General features: G+C 43.5%; 17 protein-coding genes and 1 pseudogene. 7 read left to right on the top strand and 11 right to left on the bottom strand.

From position 1 onward, the window contains the following. Window positions 1-17: 17 nt before the first annotated feature. The 3 genes from Xsze_RS03180 (at window position 18) to ilvA (ending at window position 4,435) form a co-directional block, all read left to right on the top strand. Window positions 18-947, top strand: a complete 930-nt coding sequence (locus Xsze_RS03180) for a branched-chain amino acid transaminase (protein ID WP_038242206.1) — start codon at window positions 18-20, stop codon at window positions 945-947. Window positions 948-1,034: 87 nt separating this feature from the next. Beyond that, entirely contained in the window at window positions 1,035-2,885 is a 1,851-nt protein-coding gene (gene ilvD, locus Xsze_RS03175) for a dihydroxy-acid dehydratase (RefSeq protein WP_038242208.1), read from the top strand. A gap of 2 nt (window positions 2,886-2,887) precedes the next feature. Beyond that, window positions 2,888-4,435, top strand: coding sequence for a threonine ammonia-lyase, biosynthetic (gene ilvA, locus Xsze_RS03170; protein ID WP_038242210.1), 1,548 nt, complete (start codon window positions 2,888-2,890; stop codon window positions 4,433-4,435). A gap of 123 nt (window positions 4,436-4,558) precedes the next feature. Here the strand turns inward: ilvA and Xsze_RS03165 are convergent, their stop codons facing one another. From Xsze_RS03165 to Xsze_RS03140, 6 genes are read right to left on the bottom strand one after another with little or no spacing between them, the layout of a single operon-like run. Continuing rightward, entirely contained in the window at window positions 4,559-5,650 is a 1,092-nt protein-coding gene (locus tag Xsze_RS03165) for a flavin-containing monooxygenase (protein ID WP_244431886.1), read from the bottom strand. Further along, the gene (locus tag Xsze_RS03160; RefSeq protein WP_038242213.1) at window positions 5,647-5,892 is read right to left on the bottom strand and encodes an acyl carrier protein; all 246 of its coding nucleotides are present in this window, start codon (window positions 5,890-5,892) and stop codon (window positions 5,647-5,649) included. Before Xsze_RS03160 ends, Xsze_RS03165 begins: the two co-directional genes overlap by 4 nt. A 3-nt stretch (window positions 5,893-5,895) precedes the next feature. Beyond that, the gene (locus Xsze_RS03155) at window positions 5,896-7,587 is read right to left on the bottom strand and encodes a fatty acyl-AMP ligase (RefSeq protein WP_051462643.1); all 1,692 of its coding nucleotides are present in this window, start codon (window positions 7,585-7,587) and stop codon (window positions 5,896-5,898) included. Further along, window positions 7,584-8,762, bottom strand: a complete 1,179-nt coding sequence (locus Xsze_RS03150) for a cysteine desulfurase family protein (RefSeq protein WP_038242214.1) — start codon at window positions 8,760-8,762, stop codon at window positions 7,584-7,586. Before Xsze_RS03150 ends, Xsze_RS03155 begins: the two co-directional genes overlap by 4 nt. Then, a complete protein-coding gene (locus tag Xsze_RS03145; protein ID WP_038242215.1) occupies window positions 8,759-9,115 on the bottom strand; it encodes an iron-sulfur cluster assembly scaffold protein in 357 nt (118 codons plus the stop codon). The genes Xsze_RS03150 and Xsze_RS03145 overlap by 4 nt, the downstream gene beginning before the upstream one ends. Window positions 9,116-9,124: 9 nt before the next feature. Next, window positions 9,125-10,306, bottom strand: coding sequence for a LuxE/PaaK family acyltransferase (locus tag Xsze_RS03140; protein WP_038242218.1), 1,182 nt, complete (start codon window positions 10,304-10,306; stop codon window positions 9,125-9,127). A gap of 579 nt (window positions 10,307-10,885) precedes the next feature. On the opposite strand from Xsze_RS03140, the gene emrA reads away from it, so the two are divergent. Next, window positions 10,886-12,067, top strand: a complete 1,182-nt coding sequence (gene emrA, locus Xsze_RS03135) for a multidrug efflux MFS transporter periplasmic adaptor subunit EmrA (protein WP_038242220.1) — start codon at window positions 10,886-10,888, stop codon at window positions 12,065-12,067. Window positions 12,068-12,078: 11 nt separating this feature from the next. After that, window positions 12,079-13,587, top strand: coding sequence for a DHA2 family efflux MFS transporter permease subunit (locus Xsze_RS03130; protein WP_244431887.1), 1,509 nt, complete (start codon window positions 12,079-12,081; stop codon window positions 13,585-13,587). 21 nt (window positions 13,588-13,608) lie between these two features. Here Xsze_RS03130 and Xsze_RS03125 read toward each other — a convergent pair whose 3' ends face one another. Beyond that, complete coding sequence (locus Xsze_RS03125; RefSeq protein WP_169924453.1) at window positions 13,609-14,289, bottom strand: helix-turn-helix transcriptional regulator; 681 nt, start codon at window positions 14,287-14,289, stop codon at window positions 13,609-13,611. A gap of 441 nt (window positions 14,290-14,730) precedes the next feature. Next, on the bottom strand, window positions 14,731-15,612 hold the full coding sequence (ilvY, locus tag Xsze_RS03120) for an HTH-type transcriptional activator IlvY (protein WP_038242225.1): 882 nt from the start codon (window positions 15,610-15,612) through the stop codon (window positions 14,731-14,733). 156 nt (window positions 15,613-15,768) lie between these two features. Here ilvY and ilvC point away from each other — a divergent pair, with 156 nt between their 5' ends. Further along, the gene (gene ilvC, locus Xsze_RS03115) at window positions 15,769-17,247 is read left to right on the top strand and encodes a ketol-acid reductoisomerase (RefSeq protein WP_038242227.1); all 1,479 of its coding nucleotides are present in this window, start codon (window positions 15,769-15,771) and stop codon (window positions 17,245-17,247) included. A gap of 822 nt (window positions 17,248-18,069) precedes the next feature. Here ilvC and Xsze_RS03110 read toward each other — a convergent pair. Further along, window positions 18,070-18,153, bottom strand: a pseudogene (locus tag Xsze_RS03110) (IS1595 family transposase); the annotation flags it as partial. Window positions 18,154-18,360: 207 nt separating this feature from the next. Between Xsze_RS03110 and rep the strand changes: the two are divergent. After that, complete coding sequence (gene rep / locus Xsze_RS03105) at window positions 18,361-20,391, top strand: DNA helicase Rep (protein ID WP_038242230.1); 2,031 nt, start codon at window positions 18,361-18,363, stop codon at window positions 20,389-20,391. A gap of 57 nt (window positions 20,392-20,448) precedes the next feature. Here the strand turns inward: rep and gppA are convergent, their stop codons facing one another. Both gppA and rhlB read right to left on the bottom strand, forming a co-directional pair. Continuing rightward, window positions 20,449-21,957 carry a guanosine-5'-triphosphate,3'-diphosphate diphosphatase gene (gene gppA, locus Xsze_RS03100; RefSeq protein WP_038242233.1) on the bottom strand — a complete coding sequence of 503 codons (1,509 nt, stop codon included), beginning with the start codon at window positions 21,955-21,957 and terminating at the stop codon, window positions 20,449-20,451. 61 nt (window positions 21,958-22,018) lie between these two features. Next, window positions 22,019-23,305, bottom strand: a complete 1,287-nt coding sequence (gene rhlB / locus Xsze_RS03095) for an ATP-dependent RNA helicase RhlB (RefSeq protein WP_038242235.1) — start codon at window positions 23,303-23,305, stop codon at window positions 22,019-22,021. Window positions 23,306-23,349 lie beyond the last annotated feature (44 nt).

Genomic DNA, 23,349 nt, shown 5'->3' with positions numbered 1-23,349 from the left:
TTAAAGGAAAATTGATAATGACAAAGCAAGCTGATTACATTTGGTTCAATGGTGAAATGGTACCTTGGGCCGATGCTAAAGTTCACGTTATGTCCCATGCCTTACATTATGGTACCTCAGTATTTGAAGGTATCCGTTGTTATAACTCTCATAAAGGGCCTGTTGTTTTTCGCCACCGTGAACATATGCAGCGCTTGCGTGATTCAGCCAAGATTTATCGTTTTCCTGTGAGTCAGAGTGTTGACGAATTGATGGAAGCATGCCGTGAAACCTTGCGTAAAAATAAACTAGTCAGCGCTTACATTCGCCCGCTGGTATTTATTGGTGATGTTGGCATGGGGGTTAATCCTCCTGCGGGTTATAAAACAGACGTTATTATTGCTGCCTTCCCTTGGGGCACATATCTGGGTGAAGACGCGTTGGATCAGGGGGTTGACGCAATGGTTTCTTCATGGAACCGGGTAGCCGCAAATACGATCCCGACGGCAGCAAAAGCAGGAGGAAACTATCTTTCATCTTTGCTGGTGGGAAGTGAAGCCCGACGTCACGGCTATCAGGAAGGGATTGCACTGGATGTTCATGGTTATATTTCAGAAGGTGCTGGTGAAAACTTATTTGAAGTTAAAGATGGAGTTCTGTTTACGCCGCCATTTACCTCATCAGCGTTGCCGGGGATCACTCGTGATGCCATCATCAAGTTGGCCCGGGATCTGGGGCTGGAAGTGCGTGAGCAAACACTTTCCCGCGAATCACTCTATTTGGCAGATGAAGTTTTTATGACGGGAACGGCTGCGGAAATTACGCCTGTTCGTAGTGTAGATGGCATTCAGGTTGGTATTGGAAAATGTGGTCCTATCACCAAAAAAATTCAAAATGCCTTTTTTGGCTTATTTGATGGTACGACAGAAGATAAATGGGGTTGGCTGGATACTGTAAACCCTCAATAAGAAAATATAACATTCAGCAGGTGGTCGTTCCCTGCCTGTGCTGATTACTGAAGTTTATTAGATAAGACAGACTTGGGAGTAAAAACAATGCCTAAATATCGTTCTGCCACAACAACACATGGCCGCAATATGGCGGGAGCAAGGGCTTTATGGCGAGCTACAGGTATGACTGACGCAGATTTTGGCAAACCTATCATTGCCGTGGTGAACTCATTTACACAGTTTGTGCCCGGACATGTCCATCTGCGTGACCTCGGCAAACTGGTGGCAGAACAGATTGAGGCATCAGGAGGGGTAGCAAAAGAGTTCAATACCATCGCCGTTGATGATGGTATCGCAATGGGCCATGGTGGCATGCTCTATTCATTGCCTTCCCGTGAGTTGATCGCAGATTCTGTGGAATATATGGTTAATGCTCACTGCGCTGATGCGATGGTTTGTATTTCTAACTGTGACAAAATCACACCGGGAATGCTGATGGCATCTTTGCGCCTGAATATTCCGGTTATTTTTGTTTCTGGTGGTCCAATGGAAGCAGGTAAGACGCGCTTATCGGATCAGATAATCAAATTGGATTTGGTTGATGCCATGATTCAGGGCGCCAATCCCAATGTCACTGATGAACAAAGTGACCAAATCGAACGTTCAGCCTGCCCAACTTGCGGTTCCTGCTCTGGCATGTTTACCGCGAACTCAATGAACTGTCTGACTGAAGCGTTGGGGCTTTCGCAGCCGGGCAACGGTTCATTGCTTGCGACACATGCTGATCGCAAGAACCTGTTTATCAACGCGGGAAAACGCATTGTCGAGTTAACTAAACGTTACTACGAAAAAAATGATGACAGTGCTTTACCACGCAATATTGCGACCAAGGCTGCATTTGAAAATGCCATGACATTAGATATCGCGATGGGAGGTTCAACGAATACGGTTCTGCATTTGCTTGCCGCAGCGCAGGAAGGGGACGTTGATTTCACCATGGCAGACATCGATCGCCTTTCCCGTCAGGTTCCTCACCTTTGCAAGGTGGCACCGAGCACTCAAAAATACCATATGGAAGACGTGCATCGAGCTGGTGGCGTGATGGGCATTCTTGGTGAATTGGATCGCGCCGGGCTTTTGCATCGTAACGTGAAGAATGTATTGGGATTGGATTTATCACAAACGCTGGCGCAGTACGACATCATGCAAACAGAAGATGACAGTGTGAAGAGCATGTACGCTGCGGGGCCTGCGGGTATACGCACCACCCAGGCTTTCTCTCAGGATTGTCGCTGGCCAACGTTGGATGATGATCGTAAGGAAGGGTGCATCCGTGAATATACCCATGCTTATAGTCAGGATGGGGGCTTGGCAGTTCTGTTTGGCAACATTGCGGCAGATGGCTGCATTGTAAAAACGGCGGGTGTTGATGAAGGCAGTTTGACTTTCCGAGGGCCGGCTAAAGTCTATGAAAGCCAGGATGATGCCGTCAATGCTATCTTGGGTGGAAAAGTGGTGGCTGGTGATGTGGTTGTCATTCGTTATGAAGGCCCGAAAGGCGGGCCGGGAATGCAGGAAATGCTTTATCCCACAACCTATCTGAAATCAATGGGATTAGGAAAGAGTTGTGCGTTGATCACCGATGGCCGTTTCTCTGGGGGCACATCGGGCCTTTCCATTGGTCATGTTTCTCCTGAAGCGGCGAATGGGGGATTGATTGGATTGATTCAAGATGGCGATATCATCGATATCGATATTCCAGATCGTAAAATTCAATTGGATGTGCCTGAAACAACATTGGCTGAACGTACTCAGGCTGAATTATCTCGCGGCGATAAGGCATGGACACCAAAGTCACGAGAGCGTCAGGTTTCTTTTGCCTTGCGAGCCTATGCCTCGTTGGCAACCAGCGCTGACAAAGGTGCTGTGCGTGATAAAACCAAACTGGGGTGCTGATTGTGGCAGTTTATTCTCTGAATGCTGAGCCCAATGGGGCGGAATATCTTAAAGCCGCATTGAGTGCGCCCGTTTATGACGTTGCTCAAGTGACTCCCTTGCAGGAAATGAAAAAAATTTCTTCTCGTTTAAATAATACGATTTTAGTTAAGCGGGAAGATAGACAGTGGGTACACAGTTTTAAATTGCGTGGTGCATACGCGATGATTGCGGGTTTGACGGAGGAGCAGAAAAGCAGGGGGGTCATTACGGCTTCTGCGGGTAATCACGCACAAGGTGTTGCGTTGTCGGCGCATAAGGTTGGCATCAAAGCAACCGTCGTGATGCCGATTGCTACCGCGGATATCAAAGTTGATGCAGTGCGCAGCTTTGGTGGTGCAGTTCTGTTGCATGGAGCAAATTTTGATGAAGCAAAAGCAAAAGCGATAGAACTGGCAAAAGAGCATGGTTACACTTTCGTTCCGCCCTTTGATCATCCTTCTGTCATTGCAGGCCAGGCGACACTGGCAATGGAATTGCTACAGCAAGACGTCCATCTCGACCGTATCTTTGTTCCTGTTGGTGGTGGTGGATTGATTGCGGGTGTTGCTGTTCTTATTAAGCAACTGGTTCCTGAAATGAAAGTCATTGGCGTGGAAGCCGAAGATTCCGCGTGTTTGAAAGCAGCTTTGGAAGCAGGACGTCCCGTTGATTTGCCCAGAGTGGGCTTATTTGCGGAAGGGGTGGCAGTGAAACGCATTGGCGACGAAACGTTTCGTTTATGCCAGCAATATGTCGATGATGTCATTACGGTAGACAGCGATGCCATTTGTGCCGCGATGAAAGATATCTTTGAAGATGTCAGGGCAATTGCGGAACCGTCTGGCGCTCTGGCACTGGCGGGGCTGAAGAAATACGTCCAACAACACCAGATCCAGGGAGAACGGTTGGCACACATTTTGTCTGGTGCCAATGTGAATTTTCATGGTTTGCGTTACGTTTCAGAACGTTGTGAACTGGGCGAACAGCGTGAAGCGCTGTTGGCAGTGACGGTCCCTGAGCAAAAAGGCAGTTTCCTGAATTTTTGCCAAATATTGGGGTCCCGTGTTGTGACGGAGTTCAGCTATCGCTATTCAGATGCGGCTGATGCCAATAAAGCATGTATTTTTGTGGGCATTAGATTGAGCCATGGAAATGCAGAGCGCCTTGAAATCATTAATGAATTAAAATCGGCCGGATATCAGGTCGCTGATTTTACTGATGACGAAATGGCAAAACTGCATGTTCGCTACATGGTTGGCGGCAGGCCAGCCAAGCCATTGCAGGAGCGGTTGTTCAGCTTTGCTTTTCCCGAATCACCGGGTGCTTTACTGAAATTTCTACAAACATTGGGCACACATTGGAATATCACTTTATTTCATTATCGTAGTCACGGCACAGATTATGGGCGTGTTCTGACGGCTTTTGAACTTGCAGAATCGGAAGTACGTTTTGATCGCCATTTGAATGAACTGGGCTATGAATATCATGATGAAACAGATAATCCTTCGTTTAAGTTGTTTTTGACTTAAACGAGCAGCATCGGAAAAACAACAAACTCCGTTCTTTTAAACGGAGTTTGTTTGCGATCTGAATGCATTTTTAAAAAGATAGTCATGAATAACATTTAAATTGCGTTGTCATCATCACTTGTCTCAGGTTTTATGCTTAACATTTGGGTGTGTTGCCAGATATTGCTCAACCAAGTTGGCAACTCTTTGGGCATCTTTATTCATGCCAAGCAATAATTCAGAACTACGGCTGCTAAGCCATTTCCGGCCAATGAGAAATAAACCGGGATGAGGGGTTTTACCCCCGTTTTTATTGCCGCCCTCGCAAATAAAACCCTGTGAGTTACTGACATTCGGCAATGTTAACCAATCTGTCACTTCCTTATATCCCACACACCAAATGACACCGTCAGTCGTGTATTTTTTTCCCTCCTGGTCAAACAATGTTTTTTGCTTAACTTTCACAAGCCGCTTTGCTATCTGCACATTGAGGGAAGATAAATAACGGTTATTCAGTTCACGGCAGGGCAGTGGGTTACGGCGCTGCATGATTTTACCTATCAGGCTTGACGTGTCCGAATACAATATCCGTATTTTACTCAACCACCAGAACAGATCTTTCCCCATAATTCTATTGGGTAAGAGTGGGCGAGGGGGACCACAGAAGAGCGTCACCTGCATCGAGGATGAAAGTTCTTGAGCGATCTGCCGGCCACTGGCGCCATCACCGATAACGGCAATGCGGGATCCGGCCTTAAATTGTTTCGGATTCCGGTAATTATCCGCTGTCAATTGCTGCACTGAATCAGATAAATGGTGGGCTATTTCTGGCGTAATAGCGATTTGGTTCGCGCCGGTTGCGTTAATTAAACACGGGGAGGAAAACTGCTCCCCTTGTTCTGTTGTGAGTGTAAACAAACCATCCTGATGTTTGACACTGACGATTTTCGTCTCCGTCTGGATATTGAGATTGTGGTGATGCGCATAGCGTTCCAGATAATCGGCGATTTCATCCTTGCTTGGGTAGCCATCCGGCGTACCCGGCAAAGGAAAATCAGGTAGCTGACTCATCATGCGAGAAGTAAATAGCAGCATATTATCGGGACGCCTGCGCCAGGCATCACCGATACGCTGATTCTGCTCCAGAAGCAGTGTGTTGATTTTTTTCTTATTCAGCATGACAGCCAGTGTTAGCCCTGCTTGTCCGGCACCAACAATCAAGCAATCAACATTCATGATGTCTGCTCCGATTGCAATATATATTCAGTCAGAGATTGGATCGTGGGATATTCATAGCCAAGGATTGGGTCCAGCTTTTTCTGCAATACTTTTTCTAACTGAGCAATCAGCGTAACCCGGCTGGATGAATCCAGGCCAAGGCTATCAAAAGAGACATGTACTCCAATAGGAATATCATGACGTTGAAAATAGGGAGTTAAATAGTCAATTAGCCAATTTTTCAATTCTGGGTCAGTCATATTTTACTCCTGAATTTCTCTGTGGGTAGCGGAAACATGGACGCGTTGTAATTCGTCTTTCAAATAGAGTGAACTACATAGTTTTCTTTGTACTTTTCCACTGCTGGTTGTCGGTAATTTGTTAGATTGGATAAAAACGAGATCAGCGATATTAATATCGAATTCTGATGTGAGTTTTTGTATAACATTTTGTTTTAAGGCCGATAGGTTATGCGTATGCTCCACATTTTTTTTCAACTCTATCGCGACGACAATCTGTTGATTCACTTCAAAAGCAATCGCTTTTCCTGAACGAAATGCGGGTGATTGTTCTGCTGCGGTATATTCGATGTCTTGTGGATAGATATTTCTACCTCGGATAATGATCAAATCCTTCAAGCGGCCCGTAATTAATAAATGATTTTGATACAAACACCCGAGATCACCGGTACGGAGGAAAGGCCCTTGACCGCAGGCAGTATAAGCCTTGAAGTTTTCTTCGGTTTCTTCCTCATTATTCCAATATCCCATTGCAATACTTGGGCCTTGTACCCAAATCTCACCGATCTCATCGGCTTGGCACAATGCTTTTGTTTCTGGATTGACAATGACAGCGCGGTGGCCGGGGGCAACTTGGCCACAGGTTTGCAATACAATCCCATCAGGCTTCAGCGTCAGTTTTCCTTTTTCTAAGCTATCGCCGCAAAGAGATAAACTCAGAGGCTCATCTTCACTCGTGGATGAACTGATCACCAGCGTTGCTTCAGCCATGCCATAGCAGGGGATCTGGCTTTTATAATGAAATCCATATTCTTTAACTGCCTGGTAAAATTTCACCAATGTTGTATTTCTGACCGGTTCAGCACCATTTCCTGCCCAACGCCAGCGCGATAAATCGAGATTGAGTCCGGAATAATCGTTTTCTGCACAGAGGTCATAAGCAAAATTGGGAGCACAGCAGAACTCCGCCTTATAATCGTGCATCAACTGCAACCAACGTAATGGTTTTTGAATGAATGACAACGGTGAAATAAAGTTATACTGCCCGCCTAGCACCATAGTCATCATAATATGGCCGACTAAGCCCATATCATGAAACTGTGGTATCCAGCCACCAATCACCAAATTTTCATGCAGTCCGAACGTATCTCTCATTGCCCGCAAATTGTGGATTAAGTTACTGTGGGTAACCATAACCCCTTTTGGTATCCCTGTAGAACCAGAGGTATATTGCAGAAAAGCCAAATGCTCTGGTGATATAGCAGGAAGCCGGACGCTGGTATGCGACGTTTGTTGTTCTGAATAATATATAATCGCTTGGTCGGGAATCGCTTGAGATAAAGTGTGGCTTAATTCAGAAGTCGTGAGGATCACTTCTGCTTTTGAATCAGTGAGTATTTGTTTGAGTCTTTGCAGATGACGGCTGCCCCGAACCACATTTGACGGAACGGCAATGGCGCCTGCTTTAAAGCAGGCTAACAACCCGATAATAAACTCAAGGCCGGGAGGATACATCAGGATCACGGTCTTATTATGCAAGCCTGCGGCTACGAGCGTACAGGCAAGCTGATGAGAATGGTGTTCTAGTTCTTGCCACGTCAGCGTAATTGCTTCCGTTTCATCTGAAGGTAAAAAGCGATAAACCGTATGGTTGGGTTTCTGTAGCACGTAGTGATTAACACAACTCAGTAAGGTTTGCGCCTGATCCAGTATCATATTTGTTCTCCTGACATGGTTAGCAAATGCTGTATTTCTTGTTGTAAGGCGTTAACCAATACATTGATCGCCCACAATTCAGTGAAATGCCCAAAACTGATGCGCAAAGCACTATCGATATAGGAATAGGGAGCGTGCATCGCCAGTAAGACATGAGAACGTTTAGGTGATGTCGAATTATTGCTGCAAGCCGAACCGAGAGAAACAGAAATACCGTGACATAAGTCTAATCTGTTTGCCAGTGCCTCAGCCCTGATACCCGGAAAGCTGATATTCAATGTCCAGGGTGCCTGGAACTCAGGGTTTGTTTCACCATTTAAATGATAATTTATGCCTGATTTATCTAATTGATTAAGAAAGTGACTCCGCATTTTTTGGCAATACTGAAGGCGTTGTGGCAATTCCTGACAGGCTTCTTCCGCAGCCGCAGCTAATCCCGCAATGCCTAATGTATTTTCTGTACCACTGCGTAAGCCGTATTCTTGCCCTCCGCCATGTAGCAAAGGGTAAATTTTGACTTGTTGACTGTAATACAACCCTCCGATCCCCTTGGGAGCATAAAATTTATGTCCTGAAAAAGAGAGGGTTAATGGAATATCATCAAAGCGTGGAAGAGGCCATTTCCCTACCGCCTGTACTGCATCAATGTGAAGATGGATACCTTTTCCTTTCAGGCTGACGGCAAGCTCATCATAGGGTTGAATGACACCGGTTTCATTGTTGATTGCCATTAATGCAATCAGGCAAGTTTGTGGTGTAATGGTGCGATTTAATTTCTCCAGATCGATTCTTCCGTTTTCTTTTGGTTCAATGAGAGTCAGGTTGAGCCCTTTTTTTTGATACCAAAAAAGTGTTTCTAGAATTGAAGAATGTTCAATGGCAGAACAAATAGCATGATAACGGGATAACTGAGTGGCCGGAAATTGGCTAAATACACTATGCAAAGCCAGATTATTACTTTCTGTCCCCCCAGACGTAAAAATAATCCTTTGAGCATCTCCTCCGACTAATTGTGCCATTGAATCTTTTGCGCCCTTAATCAACGTGGTTAAGTGACGACTTAAACTATATTTGCTGGAAGGGTTAGCAAATTGATCCAGCATGCCTAAAATCGCCGCTTTTGATTTATGGCTCAATGGCGTTGTTGCATTGAAATCAAAGTACAACATTGTCATATGTGCGTCCTTAGCTGCTGAAAAAGCGCATGTAACATTTCTAGACAATGTTGTTGGGAAGGCTGGAGCTGGCCTAGCATGCTATCGATTTCTTGTAGGCTCAATTGGGCAAACTCGATTAATGCCTTGTCCTGAATTTGGCGACAAAATTGATTGGCCATTGCCAATGAAGTCGTACATCCCCAGGCTTCAAACCTGGCTTCACTGATACGCCCTTCTTGATTGAGTGATAGATCAATGTTTACTTTGTCTCCACATACCGGGTTTCCTAACTTAAGTTGAATGTCAGGGTTTGTCAGACGCCCTTGGAAATCAGGATGACAGAAGTTATCAGTTATAATTTCATTAAACATGATCAAACCTTATTGCGTAATAGGACAAGAATCCCTTTGCTCATCAGACGCCATTTTGCTTTCCAGGTTAACTGCACAGCAGCCGAATTCTGTCGCAGAAGGTGCCCGCATGACATATTGCATACGTTGAGAATTTCGCCCGGAAGGATCGTTATCTGTACGCAAGTAAATCATATCTTCAGTGAGCAGCATCCCGGGAGTTGAGCGGGCAATGGGATCGAAAATAACAAGTTGCCCAGTTTCACCATCGGCGACTTCTCTGGATAAATTTTCTGGATCACGCACAGAAAAATGAATATAAGGAGGGATATGTTTTTGGTTAAACTCGTCTTCTATCGCCAGAAAATTAGCTTCAACAAGGCCATACATATCGCGTATTTGGCTGGCGGGAATACCTAACCACGTTTTTATCTCCTGATTAAACTCAGTGCGGGAAATCATAGCACCGGTGAAACGCTTCCAGCCTCCGAGGGTAATGATCATGCTTCCGCTGTCGAGTTCCAAAGGCGTGTTTGTTGCTTTTAAGAAGCTAATAAAACGATGGATCAGGAATGGAGGGCCGATTAAATGGCGGGTAAATTTCCCTTGCCATTCTTTTAATTGATTGACGGCTTCTTCTGGTACAAAACGTTCTTGTTTAACCATAAAATTCCGTGTATCCAGCAATCCGGCCAGCCAGTTAAATGCTTTTATCATACCCATTTCAGGGATTTCTTCTGTTGACGGACACAAACAAAGACCTGCACCGCTGGACAGCTTAAGCATATCCCGATAGGAGTTATAAAGGCCGATTGTGGTGTAGTCCATGGTTTGGTCGCATCGACGAGCAACACTCGGAATACCGCTGGTTCCCGTGGAGCGCATTTCATGTTCAATACTGGAAAGGGGCTTACTTAATAGACGATGGCTATTTGAGGATTTAAACATGGCTACCGGAATAACCGGGATTTTAACCAAATCGGCGTAAGTCTGGATATCATCAGGCCTTACTCCTTTTTCTTCACATTGTTCCCGATAATAATTATTATTTTCGAAATGGTATTTGAAAGCATCCCTAATAAAATATGTTTTTAATTCTTTTTGTTCTTCGATTGTCAGGCTGTAGAAAAAGTCATTATTTGTAATTAACCACTTAATCGCATCTCCGTTTGCATTTTTTATTTTTTCGTATAATTCAATTGATTTAAACATGTAACTTGTCCTTCTTTTTTATTATATTTAAATTATTAGTTCTTATGATTATTGTACTTATGTCAAAACTAATGGTTGTTATGCATTTAATGAATAAGCACGAATTTACTCAGGTTTTTTTATTTTTGCTTGAATAAACTGGCTAATGTACAAAAGGGGGAATGTAAAAAGGATGCACATTTTTTCAATGTAAATGTTACATTGTGGAATAATATAGGAAGATATGGTTTTATTTTGATATGTTTGATTAAATTACTGATAAAAAATATTTTGTAATTTTTTTTGAATCATTGCCATAGTTTTATGTTAGCCAGATTATTCAATCAAATCACGTCATTAAGTTATATAGTTATCCTACTTATACTGATTTATATGTTGGAAAAAAGGCCATTTAAAATAGAGTTAAGCCATCGTGATGATAGGGTGAAACTAATTATGATGAAATAATTTAACTATTTTGTAGTGATGAGATTTTCATTATATGGCGATACTGAACTTTTTATGGGGAAAATATGGAAATTAGGTAATGAGATATAAGTATTTTTATTACTTTGGTTTTATTATTTATTGGAGTGAAACATGGAAACTGATACAGTTGAAACGACACCCGTTCCCCAACAGGGAAAGAATAAAAAACGTAAATTCATACTTTCTATTATCCTACTGGTTATTTTACTTACCGGTGGGGTGTATTTCTTTTATTGGTACACGGAATTACGTTTTTATCAGTCAACAGATAATGCTTATGTTGCTGGTAATCAAATTCAAGTCATGTCACAAGTTCATGGCAGTGTGAAAGACATTTATGCCGATAATACCGATTTTGTACAACAAGGTGATCTTTTATTAATTCTGGATAGTACCGATGCAGAGAATGCTTTCGAAAAAAGTAAAAACTCGTTAGCTCAGGCAGTACGTCAAACACAAGAAACTATCCTCAATAACCCTAAGTATCTCGCGAATGTAGAATTAAAACAGCTTACGTTAGATAAGCTGATAGGTGATCTGGCGCGGCGTGAAAAATTGGGGAAAGCCAGGGTCATTGCCGTTGAAGATTTAGAGCATGCCCGCAAGGCGGTTGAAATTGCCAAGGCAGATTTAAAAGTGGCTAAGCAAGAATATAAAATTAATCAGGCTCTGGTCATGGGAACGCCACTTAAGAAACTCCCTAATATCGAAAAAGAAATTTCCAATTTACGTGAAGCTTGGTTGTCTTTGCAACGAACCAAAATTTATGCGCCAGTCAGTGGGTATGTATCACGCCGTAGTGTTCAGGTTGGTGCCCGCATCACTCAATCGGCTCCGTTAATGGTCATTATTCCTGCTGACCAGATGTGGGTTGAAGCGAATTTTAAAGAAGTACAGTTTACTGATATGCGATTGGGGCAACCCGTTTCTTTGGTCAGTGATTTTTATGGTGATCAGGTTGTCTATCAAGGGCGTATCATGGGTATGGATATGGGAACCGGCAGTGCTTTTTCCATTTTGCCAGCCCAAAACGCCACAGGTAACTGGATTAAAGTGGTGCAGCGTTTGCCTGTGCGCATTGAATTAGATCCACAGCAGCTTGCCCATTATCCGCTGCGCATTGGCTTATCGATGCATGCAACCGTTGATACGAGAAAAACAGCAGGGACAACGCTAGCGGATAAAAGCCAGCAACGGGCCATTTATCAAACTCATGTTTTTTCGTTAGATAACAATGAAATCGACCAAATAATTGAACAAATCATAAAACGCAATACTGGCAATACAGATTAAGGATGACTCAAATGGAACCTTTATCAGTCAATCAGCGTTGGTGGTTAATCCTGTCTCTGGCAATTATCGCATTTCTGCAAATACTGGATTTGACGATTGCTAACGTAGCACTATCAACTATCGCTGGTGACCTTGGATCATCGGTATCACAAGGAACGTGGGTTATCACATCATTTGGTATTGCGAATGCCATTTCGATTCCCTTAACAGGTTGGTTAGCTAAACGTGTTGGGGAAGTTCGTTTGTTTATTGTTTCGACTCTACTGTTTGTTATTTCTTCTTGGTTATGTGGTGTATCGAATAGTCTTGAGATGTTAATTATTGCCAGAGTGATACAAGGTGCTGTTGCAGGGCCGATTATCCCTCTGTCGCAAAGTTTGTTATTGGCCAATTTCCCTAAATCTCAACACAGCATGGCATTGGCTATTTGGTCTATGACTGTGATTATTGCGCCTGTTTGTGGCCCCATTCTCGGTGGATGGATTAGTGATAATTACCACTGGGGATGGATTTTTTTGATTAATGTCCCGATTGGCTTAGCCGCTATTTTCATTACCTATTTGATATTGAAGAAACGAGAAACAAAAATAGAAGTCATTCCGGTCGATAAGGTGGGGCTGATCCTGCTGATCGTGGGTGTGGGTTGTTTACAACTCATGCTGGACAGAGGAAAAGAATTAGATTGGTTTAATTCCGATGAAATTATCGTATTAGCTGTCATTGCAACGATAGGTATTATTTTGCTTGTTATTTGGGAAATGACTGAAAAAAATCCCATTGTTGATTTATCTTTGTTTAAATCACGTAATTTTACGGTTGGCACGATTTGCATCAGCCTGGCATTTTTGCTTCATATTGGTGTACTTGTTTTACAACCTCAACTATTACAAATGGTTTTTGGCTATACTGCGGCCTTGGCCGGGTTGGCATTGGCGCCCCTCGGCATTCTTCCGATTATTTTAGCCCCGGTTATCGGTCGGTTTGGGGCTAAAATAGATATGCGTTACTTAGTCACCCTCAGCTTTATTGTTTTCTCTTTCTGCTTTTTTTGGCGGGCGTACACGTTTGAATCTGGAATGGATTTCTCCAGTGCAGTATGGCCTCAGTTTGTTCAAGGGATAGCGATTGCATGTTTTATCATGCCACTCAATGTGATTATTTTATCGGATATCCCTCAGGAGAAAGTAGCTTCAGCGGGAAGCCTATTTAACTTCTTTCGAACATTGGCGATATCGGTAGGGACATCATTAACCAATACACTATGGTTTCAACGTGAATCTGTTCATCATTCTCAGCTTACGGAGTTCATCACTCCGGATAATTCCTTAGTTAATTTAGCCTATGAGGAAACCAAAAAGTTAGGGTTGTCTGACTTACAAACGACCGCTTTTTTAGCCAAAAAAATCACCGATCAAAGTCTGATTCTGGCCGCAAATGAAATTTTTTGGCTCTTTGGCTTTATTTTCTTAACATTAATTCTGATACTTTGGCTGGCTAGATCAAACTTGGCACCAAGGTAGCTTGAATCTGTCTGTTACCTTTCAGGTTACCGCCGGGATATTATTCAGCATCAGTTTATTGAGGCATTCAACGGTCTTGCAGTCGATATGCGAATCGTTTTGGGTGAGGCGCTTAATATCTGAAGGGCGTATCCCATAAGACATTTTGCAGGTTCGGCTAAAGTGCGCAGTATCAGAAAAACCACAATTATTAGCGACTAAGGTTAAAGAATCATTTAAATGTATCTCTTCAATGGCATCACTTAAACGCAACCAGAGCAAATAAGCACGGAAATTAATACCAACTTGATCACGGAAAAGGTGTAAGAACCGGCTTTCAGAGAGGTAAATTTTATCGGCCACTTGGCGGGATGAAACCCGTTTTACTGAAAGTGAATCAATAAACGAAATCGCTTTTATGATCCGTTTATCGAACTGGCAGTGACATGACAGGTATGAACCAATTAAAGAATAAATAATGGCAGTATCGGGGTTTTTCCTACAAAGAAAGGATTCAATTAAATAGTTTATAATTGATATTATATTATCACGCTCCAAAAAAATAACGGGCAAACTCTCTGTGAGATGGTTAAATAAATGATAATTTTCATCAGTAGGTTCTATAAGTAGTGTAATACTGCAAGTATTCGATGAATTTAACTTATGCATTATATTGGGGCCAATAATACAACCATAGGTTAAATGCGTTCCATCTTCAGTCATTATCGACAACAAATCATCGCCATGCAGGGATAAGCTGAGTTGAATACAAGGGTGTTGGTGAAACTCAGTGGTTACATAAGAAAGGAAATTCAGTTTACAGGTTGTGTGCTTGTATTGCCGGATAAACTGAGAAGTCGTTAATGTACTTGATGTCATGGCCTCATCCCTTATCAGAAAAGCAGTGAGTAAATGCAGTTTACCTTGTAACGTGTAATACGTTAATTTTGACTCCATAACTAAATAAAAAAATCATCATAGTCGATCATTTGAAGAGAAGTCAGTCCAATTTTACGATCTTTTTATTTTGTTATTTTTTAATAGTCCTGAAATTAAATAGTATGTATGACAATCAGACATCCTCAATGAATTGGAAAATGCCGCCAATAAAACTGCAACGAGAAAAATGGCAGGACATTTCGGGCACTAAAATAGGGGATTGTTCTACAACAGTTCCCAAAACGCTTTAATCAAAGGTTCATTCAAACGTTTACTGAGTGCACAGACACCTAATTCAAACGGTTCGACTAAAGAAATATTTTCCAGCAGCGAAATACGATTCCGTACAGGTTCAGGGCTATTCTCGACGACAACGGCGGGGATTAACGCAATCCCACAGCCTAATGCAACCATGGAAACAATCGCTTCATGGCCGGAAACCGTTGCATAAATCACCGGATGCAAGATTTTATGCCGGCGGAACCAAAACTCAATGCGCTTACGGGAAGGGCCATGCTCGGGCAGGATAAAAGGAATGCGACTCCAGTCAGGCTGGTCTTCTGTCGCGAGAGCTCTTACTGCACAAGGCAGGGCAGGAGCAATCAATACCAGCGGTACTTCACCTATTTTGGTAAAACTGATGTTATCCGGTAATTTTTCCGGCTTGCCTGCTATCCCCAAATCAGCGGCATCGGACTGAATTTTATCAACGGCATCGGCAGCATCGCCTGTTGTCAGTTTGATTTCTACCAAAGGATGCTCTGCCCTGAATTTATCCAAGACTTGTGGAAGATGGCTATAGGCAGCAGTCACCGAACAAAACAGGCGCAATTCCCCCGTCAGTGATGGATTTTGGTGATTTAGCGAATGTTGTAGCTGTTTATATTGTAAGAGTGTTTGCTGGGCAAATTGTTTTAATTGTTCGCCCGCAGCGGTGAGTTTCACCGTTCGGTTATCCCGTAAGAACAAGGTATGCCCCAATAATTCTTCAAGACGCTGGATCTGGCGGGAAAGTGTGGAGGGGCTGACATGCATGGCTGTCGCTGTGCGCCCAAAATGACAACTTTCCGCAAGATGTAAAAATAATTTTAAATCACGTAGATCCATCGCGTTCAGCCTTTTTTCTGATGACTTTTTGCTGGGGCAGGTGGCATTGCATAAATTGCAATATAGTCTTGTTAATATATCAATTTAAGCAATGGCCTTCATGTCATATATTGGCACTATGCAAACAACATCACACCTAATTATATCGGAGTCACCATGGCTAATTATTTTGATACGTTGAACTTACGCCAGAAATTGGCGCAGTTAGGTAAGTGCCGTTTTATGGCACGAGAAGAATTTACTGACGAGGCAGGGTATTTAAAAGGCAAGAAAGTCGTGATCGTAGGGTGTGGTGCGCAAGGTCTAAACCAAGGTCTTAATATGCGAGATTCTGGTTTAGATATTTCTTATGCCCTGCGTAAAGAAGCGATTGAAGAAAAACGCGCATCGTGGCGTAAGGCAACGGAAAATGGTTTCAAAGTCGGCACCTATGAAGAATTAATTCCACAAGCCGATCTTGTTATCAACCTTACGCCGGACAAACAGCATTCATCAGTTGTTCGTGCTGTTCAGCCTTTAATGAAAGAAGGTGCTGCACTGGGTTATTCCCATGGTTTCAACATCGTTGAAGTGGGTGAGCAGATCCGTGAAGATATTACGGTTGTCATGGTTGCCCCTAAATGTCCGGGAACGGAAGTCCGTGAAGAATATAAACGTGGATTCGGTGTTCCGACATTGGTTGCTGTGCATCCAGAAAATGATGCCAAAGGCGAGGGAATGGCGATTGCGAAAGCGTGGGCGGCGGCAACAGGAGGGCATCGTGCCGGTGTTCTGGAATCGTCTTTCGTAGCAGAAGTCAAATCAGATTTGATGGGCGAACAAACCATTCTGTGTGGCATGTTACAAACCGGTTCTTTACTGTGTTATGACCAATTGATTGCTGACGGTGCGGAACCGGGCCATGCCGGAAAATTAATTCAGTTTGGCTGGGAAACAATTACGGAAGCGCTGAAACAAGGTGGCATTACCCTGATGATGGATCGCCTCCCTAATGCAGCGAAACTGAGGGCTTATGCGCTTTCCGAACAACTGAAGACGATTCTGACTCCACTGTTCCAAAAACATATGGATGACATCATTTCTGGTGAATTTTCTTCCACAATGATGGCTGACTGGGCAAATGACGACAAAAATCTGCTGACCTGGCGTGAAGAAACAGGAAAAACTCCATTCGAAAATTACCCTGATTACAGTGGCAACATCAGTGAGCAAGAATATTTTGATCACGGTGTGCTGATGATTGCAATGGTTAAGGCTGGGGTAGAACTGGCATTTGAAACGATGGTAGACGCTGGCATTATTGAAGAGTCTGCATATTACGAATCCTTGCATGAACTGCCATTGATAGCGAATACGATTGCCCGTAAGCGCCTGTATGAAATGAACGTGGTGATTTCTGATACTGCGGAATATGGCAATTACCTGTTCTCTCATGTTGCAGTGCCGTTGCTGAAAGAAAAATTTATGCCGGCCCTGCAAGCAGGGGATTTAGGTAAAACGGTTGCAGACAATGGCATCGATAATGCGCAATTACGCGATGTGAATGAAGCGATCCGTAACCATCCAATTGAAATTGTCGGCCGTACATTGCGTGGTTATATGACAGATATGAAACGCATTGCTGTTGGCGGATAATCTGATCTCTACCCTGTCCGATGAAATAAACCCGGGCAGGGTATTTTAATCTCTGAATATTCAGTTTACCAATGCTGCCATTGGCATGTTTTAAATGGCTCTTTGGGCTATTGCAATTGAATGACATGTACTCCTTAATCCTTCCATGCCCAACTTGCCATGATATAATTCATCCCTTTTATTACCTCTTGTTTATAATTTTAATGTTATTGATAAATTTATTACGGATAATTACGTTATTTTGTGGCTTGCTGAGTATAGTCATTTAAATCGTAGGCCTATTCCGAAAAGGAAATGTTAATAATAGTATTAATAATGATAGCCCAGCATAACCATGAGTAGTATGAAATATGGTGTTTGTGTTTATTGTGATGAGGGAATAAATATAAAATGATAAGTAAAATAGGAATCAAGACAATGAATGTCAAAGCGATAGGTTATCTCTATTCTGACACATGGCTATGAATAATATTATGATGATAGAATGTTGTAAGGTCTTATTTTTTCTTTGAAAATATTATAACCAACAATAATGTATGATACTGAAAACACAATGGGAATATATGTGATTTCTAATATCCTTAATAAATGTTCCATTTTACATCTTTATCTCTCTTAAGGTTTTAAATAATTACTACATTCTCCCCTTAGATCTCTCATTGTTGCATGTTCAGGGTGATTGTTACAGCAAGTTAATTAGAAATACATGAAAATAATCATTATTAAATTTTATTTGATTTAATATATTGAATTATTGCAAGGTTTAAGTGTGTTAATCTTATTTAATCGGATTGATTTTAGAGCTGACCTAGATAATAGATCAATATTAGTTTTAACTATTTGCTTTAAAATAGTGAATTGTTTCTTTATCCCCGGAGTATCAAATCGCCACCTGCATTCCTTCAGGGAATTAGATGAAACACTATTGCAATATATCTGTCTTTTCGAACAATTGAAGGTGATTTTATCTGATTATTTAATATTGTCACATTTACAAAGAATTCATCTTAAATAAAAAGAAATAAGTTTTTTTAAAGAAAATATCTCCATCAGTTGCTTTCTGCTACAATTCAGCTCCCTGATCTTTCATTCTGATATCATTTTCGAAATAGTATGCGATTAAATCCAAGCCAACAACAAGCGGTTGAATTTGTCACAGGGCCTTGTCTGGTTCTGGCGGGAGCAGGCTCCGGCAAAACCCGCGTGATCACCAATAAAATTGCCCACCTGATCCGCACCTGTGGTTATCAGGCCCGGCACATTGCCGCAGTCACCTTTACCAATAAGGCAGCACGCGAAATGAAAGAGCGCGTGGCACAAACGTTGGGCCGCAAGGAAACAAAAGGTTTGATGATATCGACTTTCCATACCTTGGGTTTGGAGATCGTTAAGCGTGAATACAAGGCGCTGGGAATGAAGCGTAATTTTTCTTTGTTCGATGATCAGGATCAAATGGCTTTGTTGAAAGATCTGACCGCAGATTTGCTGGAAGAAGACAAGGATCTGCTGCAAAAATTAATTTCGAACATTTCGAATTGGAAGAATGACTTAATGTCACCAGAACAGGTGATCAGGAGAGCCCGTTCAGCGCAAGAACATCAATTTGCGGAATGCTATCGCCGCTATGATTTGCAATTGAGCAGTTGCAACGTTCTTGATTTTGATGATCTGATTACCAAACCAACGTTGTTATTAATGCGTGATGAAGAAATCAGGGAGCGCTGGCAAAATAAGCTCCGTTATTTGCTGGTGGATGAATATCAAGATACCAACACCAGCCAATATCAACTGGTGAAATTGCTGGTTGGTCATCGTGCCCGTTTTACTGTGGTGGGGGATGACGATCAGTCTATTTATTCATGGCGTGGTGCCCGCCCACAAAACTTGATCTTGTTGAAAGAAGATTTTCCCCAGTTGAATGTGATCAAGTTGGAACAAAATTACCGTTCATCGGGCAGGATCCTGAAAGCAGCGAATATTTTGATTGCCAATAACCCCCATGTATTTGAGAAAAAACTTTTTTCAGACTTGCACTATGGCGATCCACTCAGGGTAATAGAAGCCAATAATGAAGATCATGAAGCTGAACGTGTTATCGGGGAACTGATCGCCCATCACTTTATTAATAAAACAGAATACAAAGATTACGCCATCCTTTATCGCGGTAATCATCAATCCCGCATCTTTGAGAAGATGTTGATGCAAAACCGTATCCCGTACCGAATTTCGGGGGGAACCTCTTTTTTCTCACGACCTGAAATCAAAGATTTGCTTTCTTACTTGCGTGTCCTGACCAACCCTGAAGATGACAGCGCATTTTTGCGTATCGTCAATACACCACGGCGGGAAATTGGCGCAGTTACAATCCAGAAGCTGGGGGAATGGGCAAATCAACGCAACAAAAGCCTCTATCAGTCCAGCTTTGATCTGGGTTTGGAACAGCACTTAACGGGGCGGGGTTTGGCCGCATTGCAGCGTTTTACTCACTGGATGGATGAAATTGCCCGTCAGGCTGAGCGTGAGCCACTGCTGGCCGTGAGGGATTTATTGCGCGGCATGGATTACGAAAGCTGGCTATATGAAAATTCACCCAGCCCAAAAGCGGCCGAAATGAGAATGAAGAACGTCAACCAGCTTTTCACTTGGATGAGCGAAATGCTTGAAGGGGATGATTTGAATGAACCCATGACGCTTTCTCAAGTTGTGGCGCGCTTTACACTTCGGGATATGCTGGAGCGTGGGGAAGAAGATGAAGAGCTGGATCAGGTTCAGCTTATGACGTTGCATGCTTCCAAGGGGCTCGAATTCCCTTATGTTTTTTTGGTCGGGATGGAAGAAGGCTTGTTGCCACACCAAAGTAGCATTGATGAAGATAATATCGAGGAAGAACGCCGTCTGGCCTATGTCGGCATTACCCGTGCCCAAAGAGAACTCTTTTTCACCCTCAGTAAAGAGCGCCGCCAGTATGGGGAACTGATCCGCCCTGAACCAAGCCGTTTTTTACTTGAATTGCCACAGGATGATTTGCACTGGCCACAGGGGAAACCGGTGGTCAGTGCGGAAGAACGAATGCAAAAGGGGCAATCCCGTCTTGCAGATATAAAATCACGCTTGGGGCTTGGGCAGAAAAGCGTTGGTAAATAGCGCAATAGCACCCTGTATCCGTGAGGAATACAGGGTATAGAAAAAGCCACTAAAAAATCAGCCTAAACGGGAGTTATTCTGCTCTTCAATAAACAGCATCCATTGGACATAACTTTGCCATTTCATTTCTTGCTGCAATGTTTCGGCCCTGAGAGGGTGCTCTGCCTGCCAATGATAAGGCAGGGTAATAATGAGCGTTTCATTTTCCACTCGCAATCGTAAGGCAGGTAAAGAGTCATCCTGCCGCCGGCTGGCAAAAATAATGGCTGAACGCAATAAACGGCATAGCCGCTGTGCTTGTAATGATGGCAACGCATTTTGCTGACTGAGTGATGATAAATCGATTGGGCCATTTTGATTTTTCAAAAGTACCGCCAACAGTCTTTTTTGGGCTGGTGTATAGCCGGGTAGATCTAAGTGGCTGACAAGGTAAGCGGCATGTGCTGCCCCTTGGCGAAAATCAATGCACAAGCCTATTTCATGGAGCAGGCATGCACTACTCAGTAATTCGCGGCAGCGATCATCCAATTCCCATGATTTAGCGACTTGCTGGCAGAAATTTTCAGCCAGTTGCTTAACACGCTGTGCCTGTGCAATGTCCAACTGGAAGCGATTTTGAGTATTCCGTAAGGTTCTTGTGCGGATGTCCTGCTCAATAGGCCAATCCAGCATGCCATAAATTAATCCTTCACGGAGAGCGCCACCTGCCAGTGTCATGCCATCGATATTCAATGCCTGAAAAATAGCGATTAGGATTGCCAATCCGCTGGGAAAAACCAGTGCCCGTTCCAGAGTCAGCCCGTCGATTTCCAACTCTTCCAATTTGCCGCATTCGATCGCTTGATGCTTGAGTTGCTCAAGTTTGGGCAAAGTGATCTGTTCATCCATCCCTTGAGCAATCATGATTTCCTGCAAAGCCTGTACTGTGCCGGACGCCCCTACGCAAATCTGCCAGCCCTGTTCCCGCAGCGTTGTGGTCAGGGGGTTGAGAATATGATGGGCGGCAGATTCCGCTTTGGCAAAGTTTTCTGCTGTCAGGCTTCGGTCATTGAAATAACGCTCCAGCCAAGTCACACAGCCCATTTCAAGGCTGAACAGCTGGTTGGTTTTGGCGCCGGTGCCTATGACTAATTCTGTACTGGCACCGCCAATATCCACAACAAGCCGTTTTTCAGGCCCACCTGTCGTGTGGGCAACACCCTGATAGATTAGCCGGGCTTCTTCTTCACCACTGATAATATTCACCGGGCTATCCAATATTTCTGAAGCCTTCGTGACAAATTCATCAGAATTCGCTGCGAGCCGCAGGGTTGCTGTCGCGACAACACGGATCTGTGAGGCTGGAATATTTTGCAAGTATTCGGAAAAGAGATGCAGACATTGCCATCCCCGTTCCATTGCCTGTTTTGATAAATGGTTATTTTTATCTAACCCGGTGGCCAGTCTGACCTTGCGCTTAATACGGGTAACCACTTGAATGCTGCCGGATACTTCACGGACAACCAGCATATGGAAACTGTTTGAGCCTAAATCGATAGCGGCATAGAGCGACGAAGAACTCAGCATAGTGTTTGTTCCAACTGATAGTGTAAAATCCCGCCATGCGTTATTTCAGCATCAAGCTGCTTCAGCTTGAGTGTGGTTTACGATTGCGCGTTGTGTTGCCGCGGCGTTGCATATTTGAGCGGCGTGGATGTCCTCCTGAGCGTGAACGATTACGGCGCTTAGGCGTTGGCAAATCTTGCAGCAATGCATCACTGTTATATTTACTGACAGGTATCTGATGCTGGATATATTCTTCAATGGCAGGCAAATTCAGCGCATATTCTTCACATGCCAAACTGATGGAATGCCCGCTTTCTCCTGCACGCCCTGTCCGGCCAATGCGGTGAACATAATCTTCACAGTCATCCGGTAAATCATAGTTGAAGACATGTGTTACAGAAGGAATGTGTAACCCGCGTGCGGCAACATCAGTCGCAACGAGAATATCAATATTGCCCAGACTGAATTCCTCAAGAATACGCAGGCGTTTTTTCTGTGCCACATCACCAGTGAGCAATCCGACACGATGACCATCAGCCGCCAGATGCGCCCAAATGTCTTCACAGCGGTGTTTCGTATTGGCAAAAATGATGCAGCGATCAGGCCACTCTTCTTCCAGCAACGTTTGTAGAAGACGCATTTTTTCTTCGTTGGAAGGATAAAACAGCTCTTCCTTAATACGGTGTCCTGTTTTCTGCAATGGTTCAACTTCTACATATTCAGGTGCATTCATTTGTTCGAAAGCCAGTTCACGTACCCGATAAGATAATGTTGCAGAGAACAGCAAATTCATTCTTTCCGCAGCGGTTGGCATACGGCGGAACAGCCAGCGGATATCTTTGATAAAACCCAGATCGTACATACGGTCTGCTTCATCAAGCACAACAACCTGTATGGCGCCAAGGTGGAGGTGTCCCTGTTTGGTATAATCGATTAAACGCCCTGTGGTGCCGATAACGATGTCGACGCCGGATTCGAGTACTTGCAGTTGTTTATCATAACCATCGCCGCCGTAGGCAAGGCCCATTTTCAATCCGGTGACGCTTGCCAGCTCTTCAGCATCGGAATAGATCTGGACAGCCAATTCGCGGGTAGGCGCCATGATCAGCGCTCTTGGCTGATTGGTTTTGCGTTCCTTTACCGCTGGATGGGTAAGTAAATAATGAAAAGTAGACGCCAGAAATGCCAGCGTCTTGCCTGTTCCCGTTTGTGCCTGCCCCGCAACATCTCGGCCTTCGACAGTAAAAGGCAATGTTAGCGCCTGTATAGGCGTGCAGTTGGAAAAGCCCTTTTTATCAAGGGCTTCTATGACCTTGGGGTGCAATGCGAAGTCGGAAAACTTCTTTTCTGTCAAATGTGTTTTGCTCATAGTATGGTAGAATATCAGTTAACTATTGCTTTAAGAAAGTGTAT

Origin of the sequence: Xenorhabdus szentirmaii DSM 16338, from assembly GCF_002632585.1 — a bacterium.
Lineage (GTDB): Bacteria > Pseudomonadota > Gammaproteobacteria > Enterobacterales > Enterobacteriaceae > Xenorhabdus > Xenorhabdus szentirmaii.
This window is presented reverse-complemented; position numbering and strand designations above follow the sequence as displayed.

What these genes read in the sequence shown, in the direction of transcription:
- gppA (WP_038242233.1), bottom strand. Translation starts at nt 21,957, where the DNA reads ATGCTGAGTTCTTCGTCGCTCTATGCCGCTATCGATTTAGGCTCAAAC.
- Xsze_RS03150 (WP_038242214.1), bottom strand. Translation starts at nt 8,762, where the DNA reads ATGACAATGTTGTACTTTGATTTCAATGCAACAACGCCATTGAGCCAT.
- Xsze_RS03165 (WP_244431886.1), bottom strand. Translation starts at nt 5,650, where the DNA reads ATGAATGTTGATTGCTTGATTGTTGGTGCCGGACAAGCAGGGCTAACA.
- Xsze_RS03130 (WP_244431887.1), top strand. Translation starts at nt 12,079, where the DNA reads ATGGAACCTTTATCAGTCAATCAGCGTTGGTGGTTAATCCTGTCTCTG.
- ilvC (WP_038242227.1), top strand. Translation starts at nt 15,769, where the DNA reads ATGGCTAATTATTTTGATACGTTGAACTTACGCCAGAAATTGGCGCAG.
- Xsze_RS03160 (WP_038242213.1), bottom strand. Translation starts at nt 5,892, where the DNA reads ATGACTGACCCAGAATTGAAAAATTGGCTAATTGACTATTTAACTCCC.
- Xsze_RS03125 (WP_169924453.1), bottom strand. Translation starts at nt 14,289, where the DNA reads ATGACTGAAGATGGAACGCATTTAACCTATGGTTGTATTATTGGCCCC.
- rhlB (WP_038242235.1), bottom strand. Translation starts at nt 23,305, where the DNA reads ATGAGCAAAACACATTTGACAGAAAAGAAGTTTTCCGACTTCGCATTG.
- ilvY (WP_038242225.1), bottom strand. Translation starts at nt 15,612, where the DNA reads ATGGATCTACGTGATTTAAAATTATTTTTACATCTTGCGGAAAGTTGT.
- ilvD (WP_038242208.1), top strand. Translation starts at nt 1,035, where the DNA reads ATGCCTAAATATCGTTCTGCCACAACAACACATGGCCGCAATATGGCG.
- Xsze_RS03180 (WP_038242206.1), top strand. Translation starts at nt 18, where the DNA reads ATGACAAAGCAAGCTGATTACATTTGGTTCAATGGTGAAATGGTACCT.
- Xsze_RS03140 (WP_038242218.1), bottom strand. Translation starts at nt 10,306, where the DNA reads ATGTTTAAATCAATTGAATTATACGAAAAAATAAAAAATGCAAACGGA.
- rep (WP_038242230.1), top strand. Translation starts at nt 18,361, where the DNA reads ATGCGATTAAATCCAAGCCAACAACAAGCGGTTGAATTTGTCACAGGG.
- Xsze_RS03155 (WP_051462643.1), bottom strand. Translation starts at nt 7,587, where the DNA reads ATGATACTGGATCAGGCGCAAACCTTACTGAGTTGTGTTAATCACTAC.
- emrA (WP_038242220.1), top strand. Translation starts at nt 10,886, where the DNA reads ATGGAAACTGATACAGTTGAAACGACACCCGTTCCCCAACAGGGAAAG.
- Xsze_RS03145 (WP_038242215.1), bottom strand. Translation starts at nt 9,115, where the DNA reads ATGTTTAATGAAATTATAACTGATAACTTCTGTCATCCTGATTTCCAA.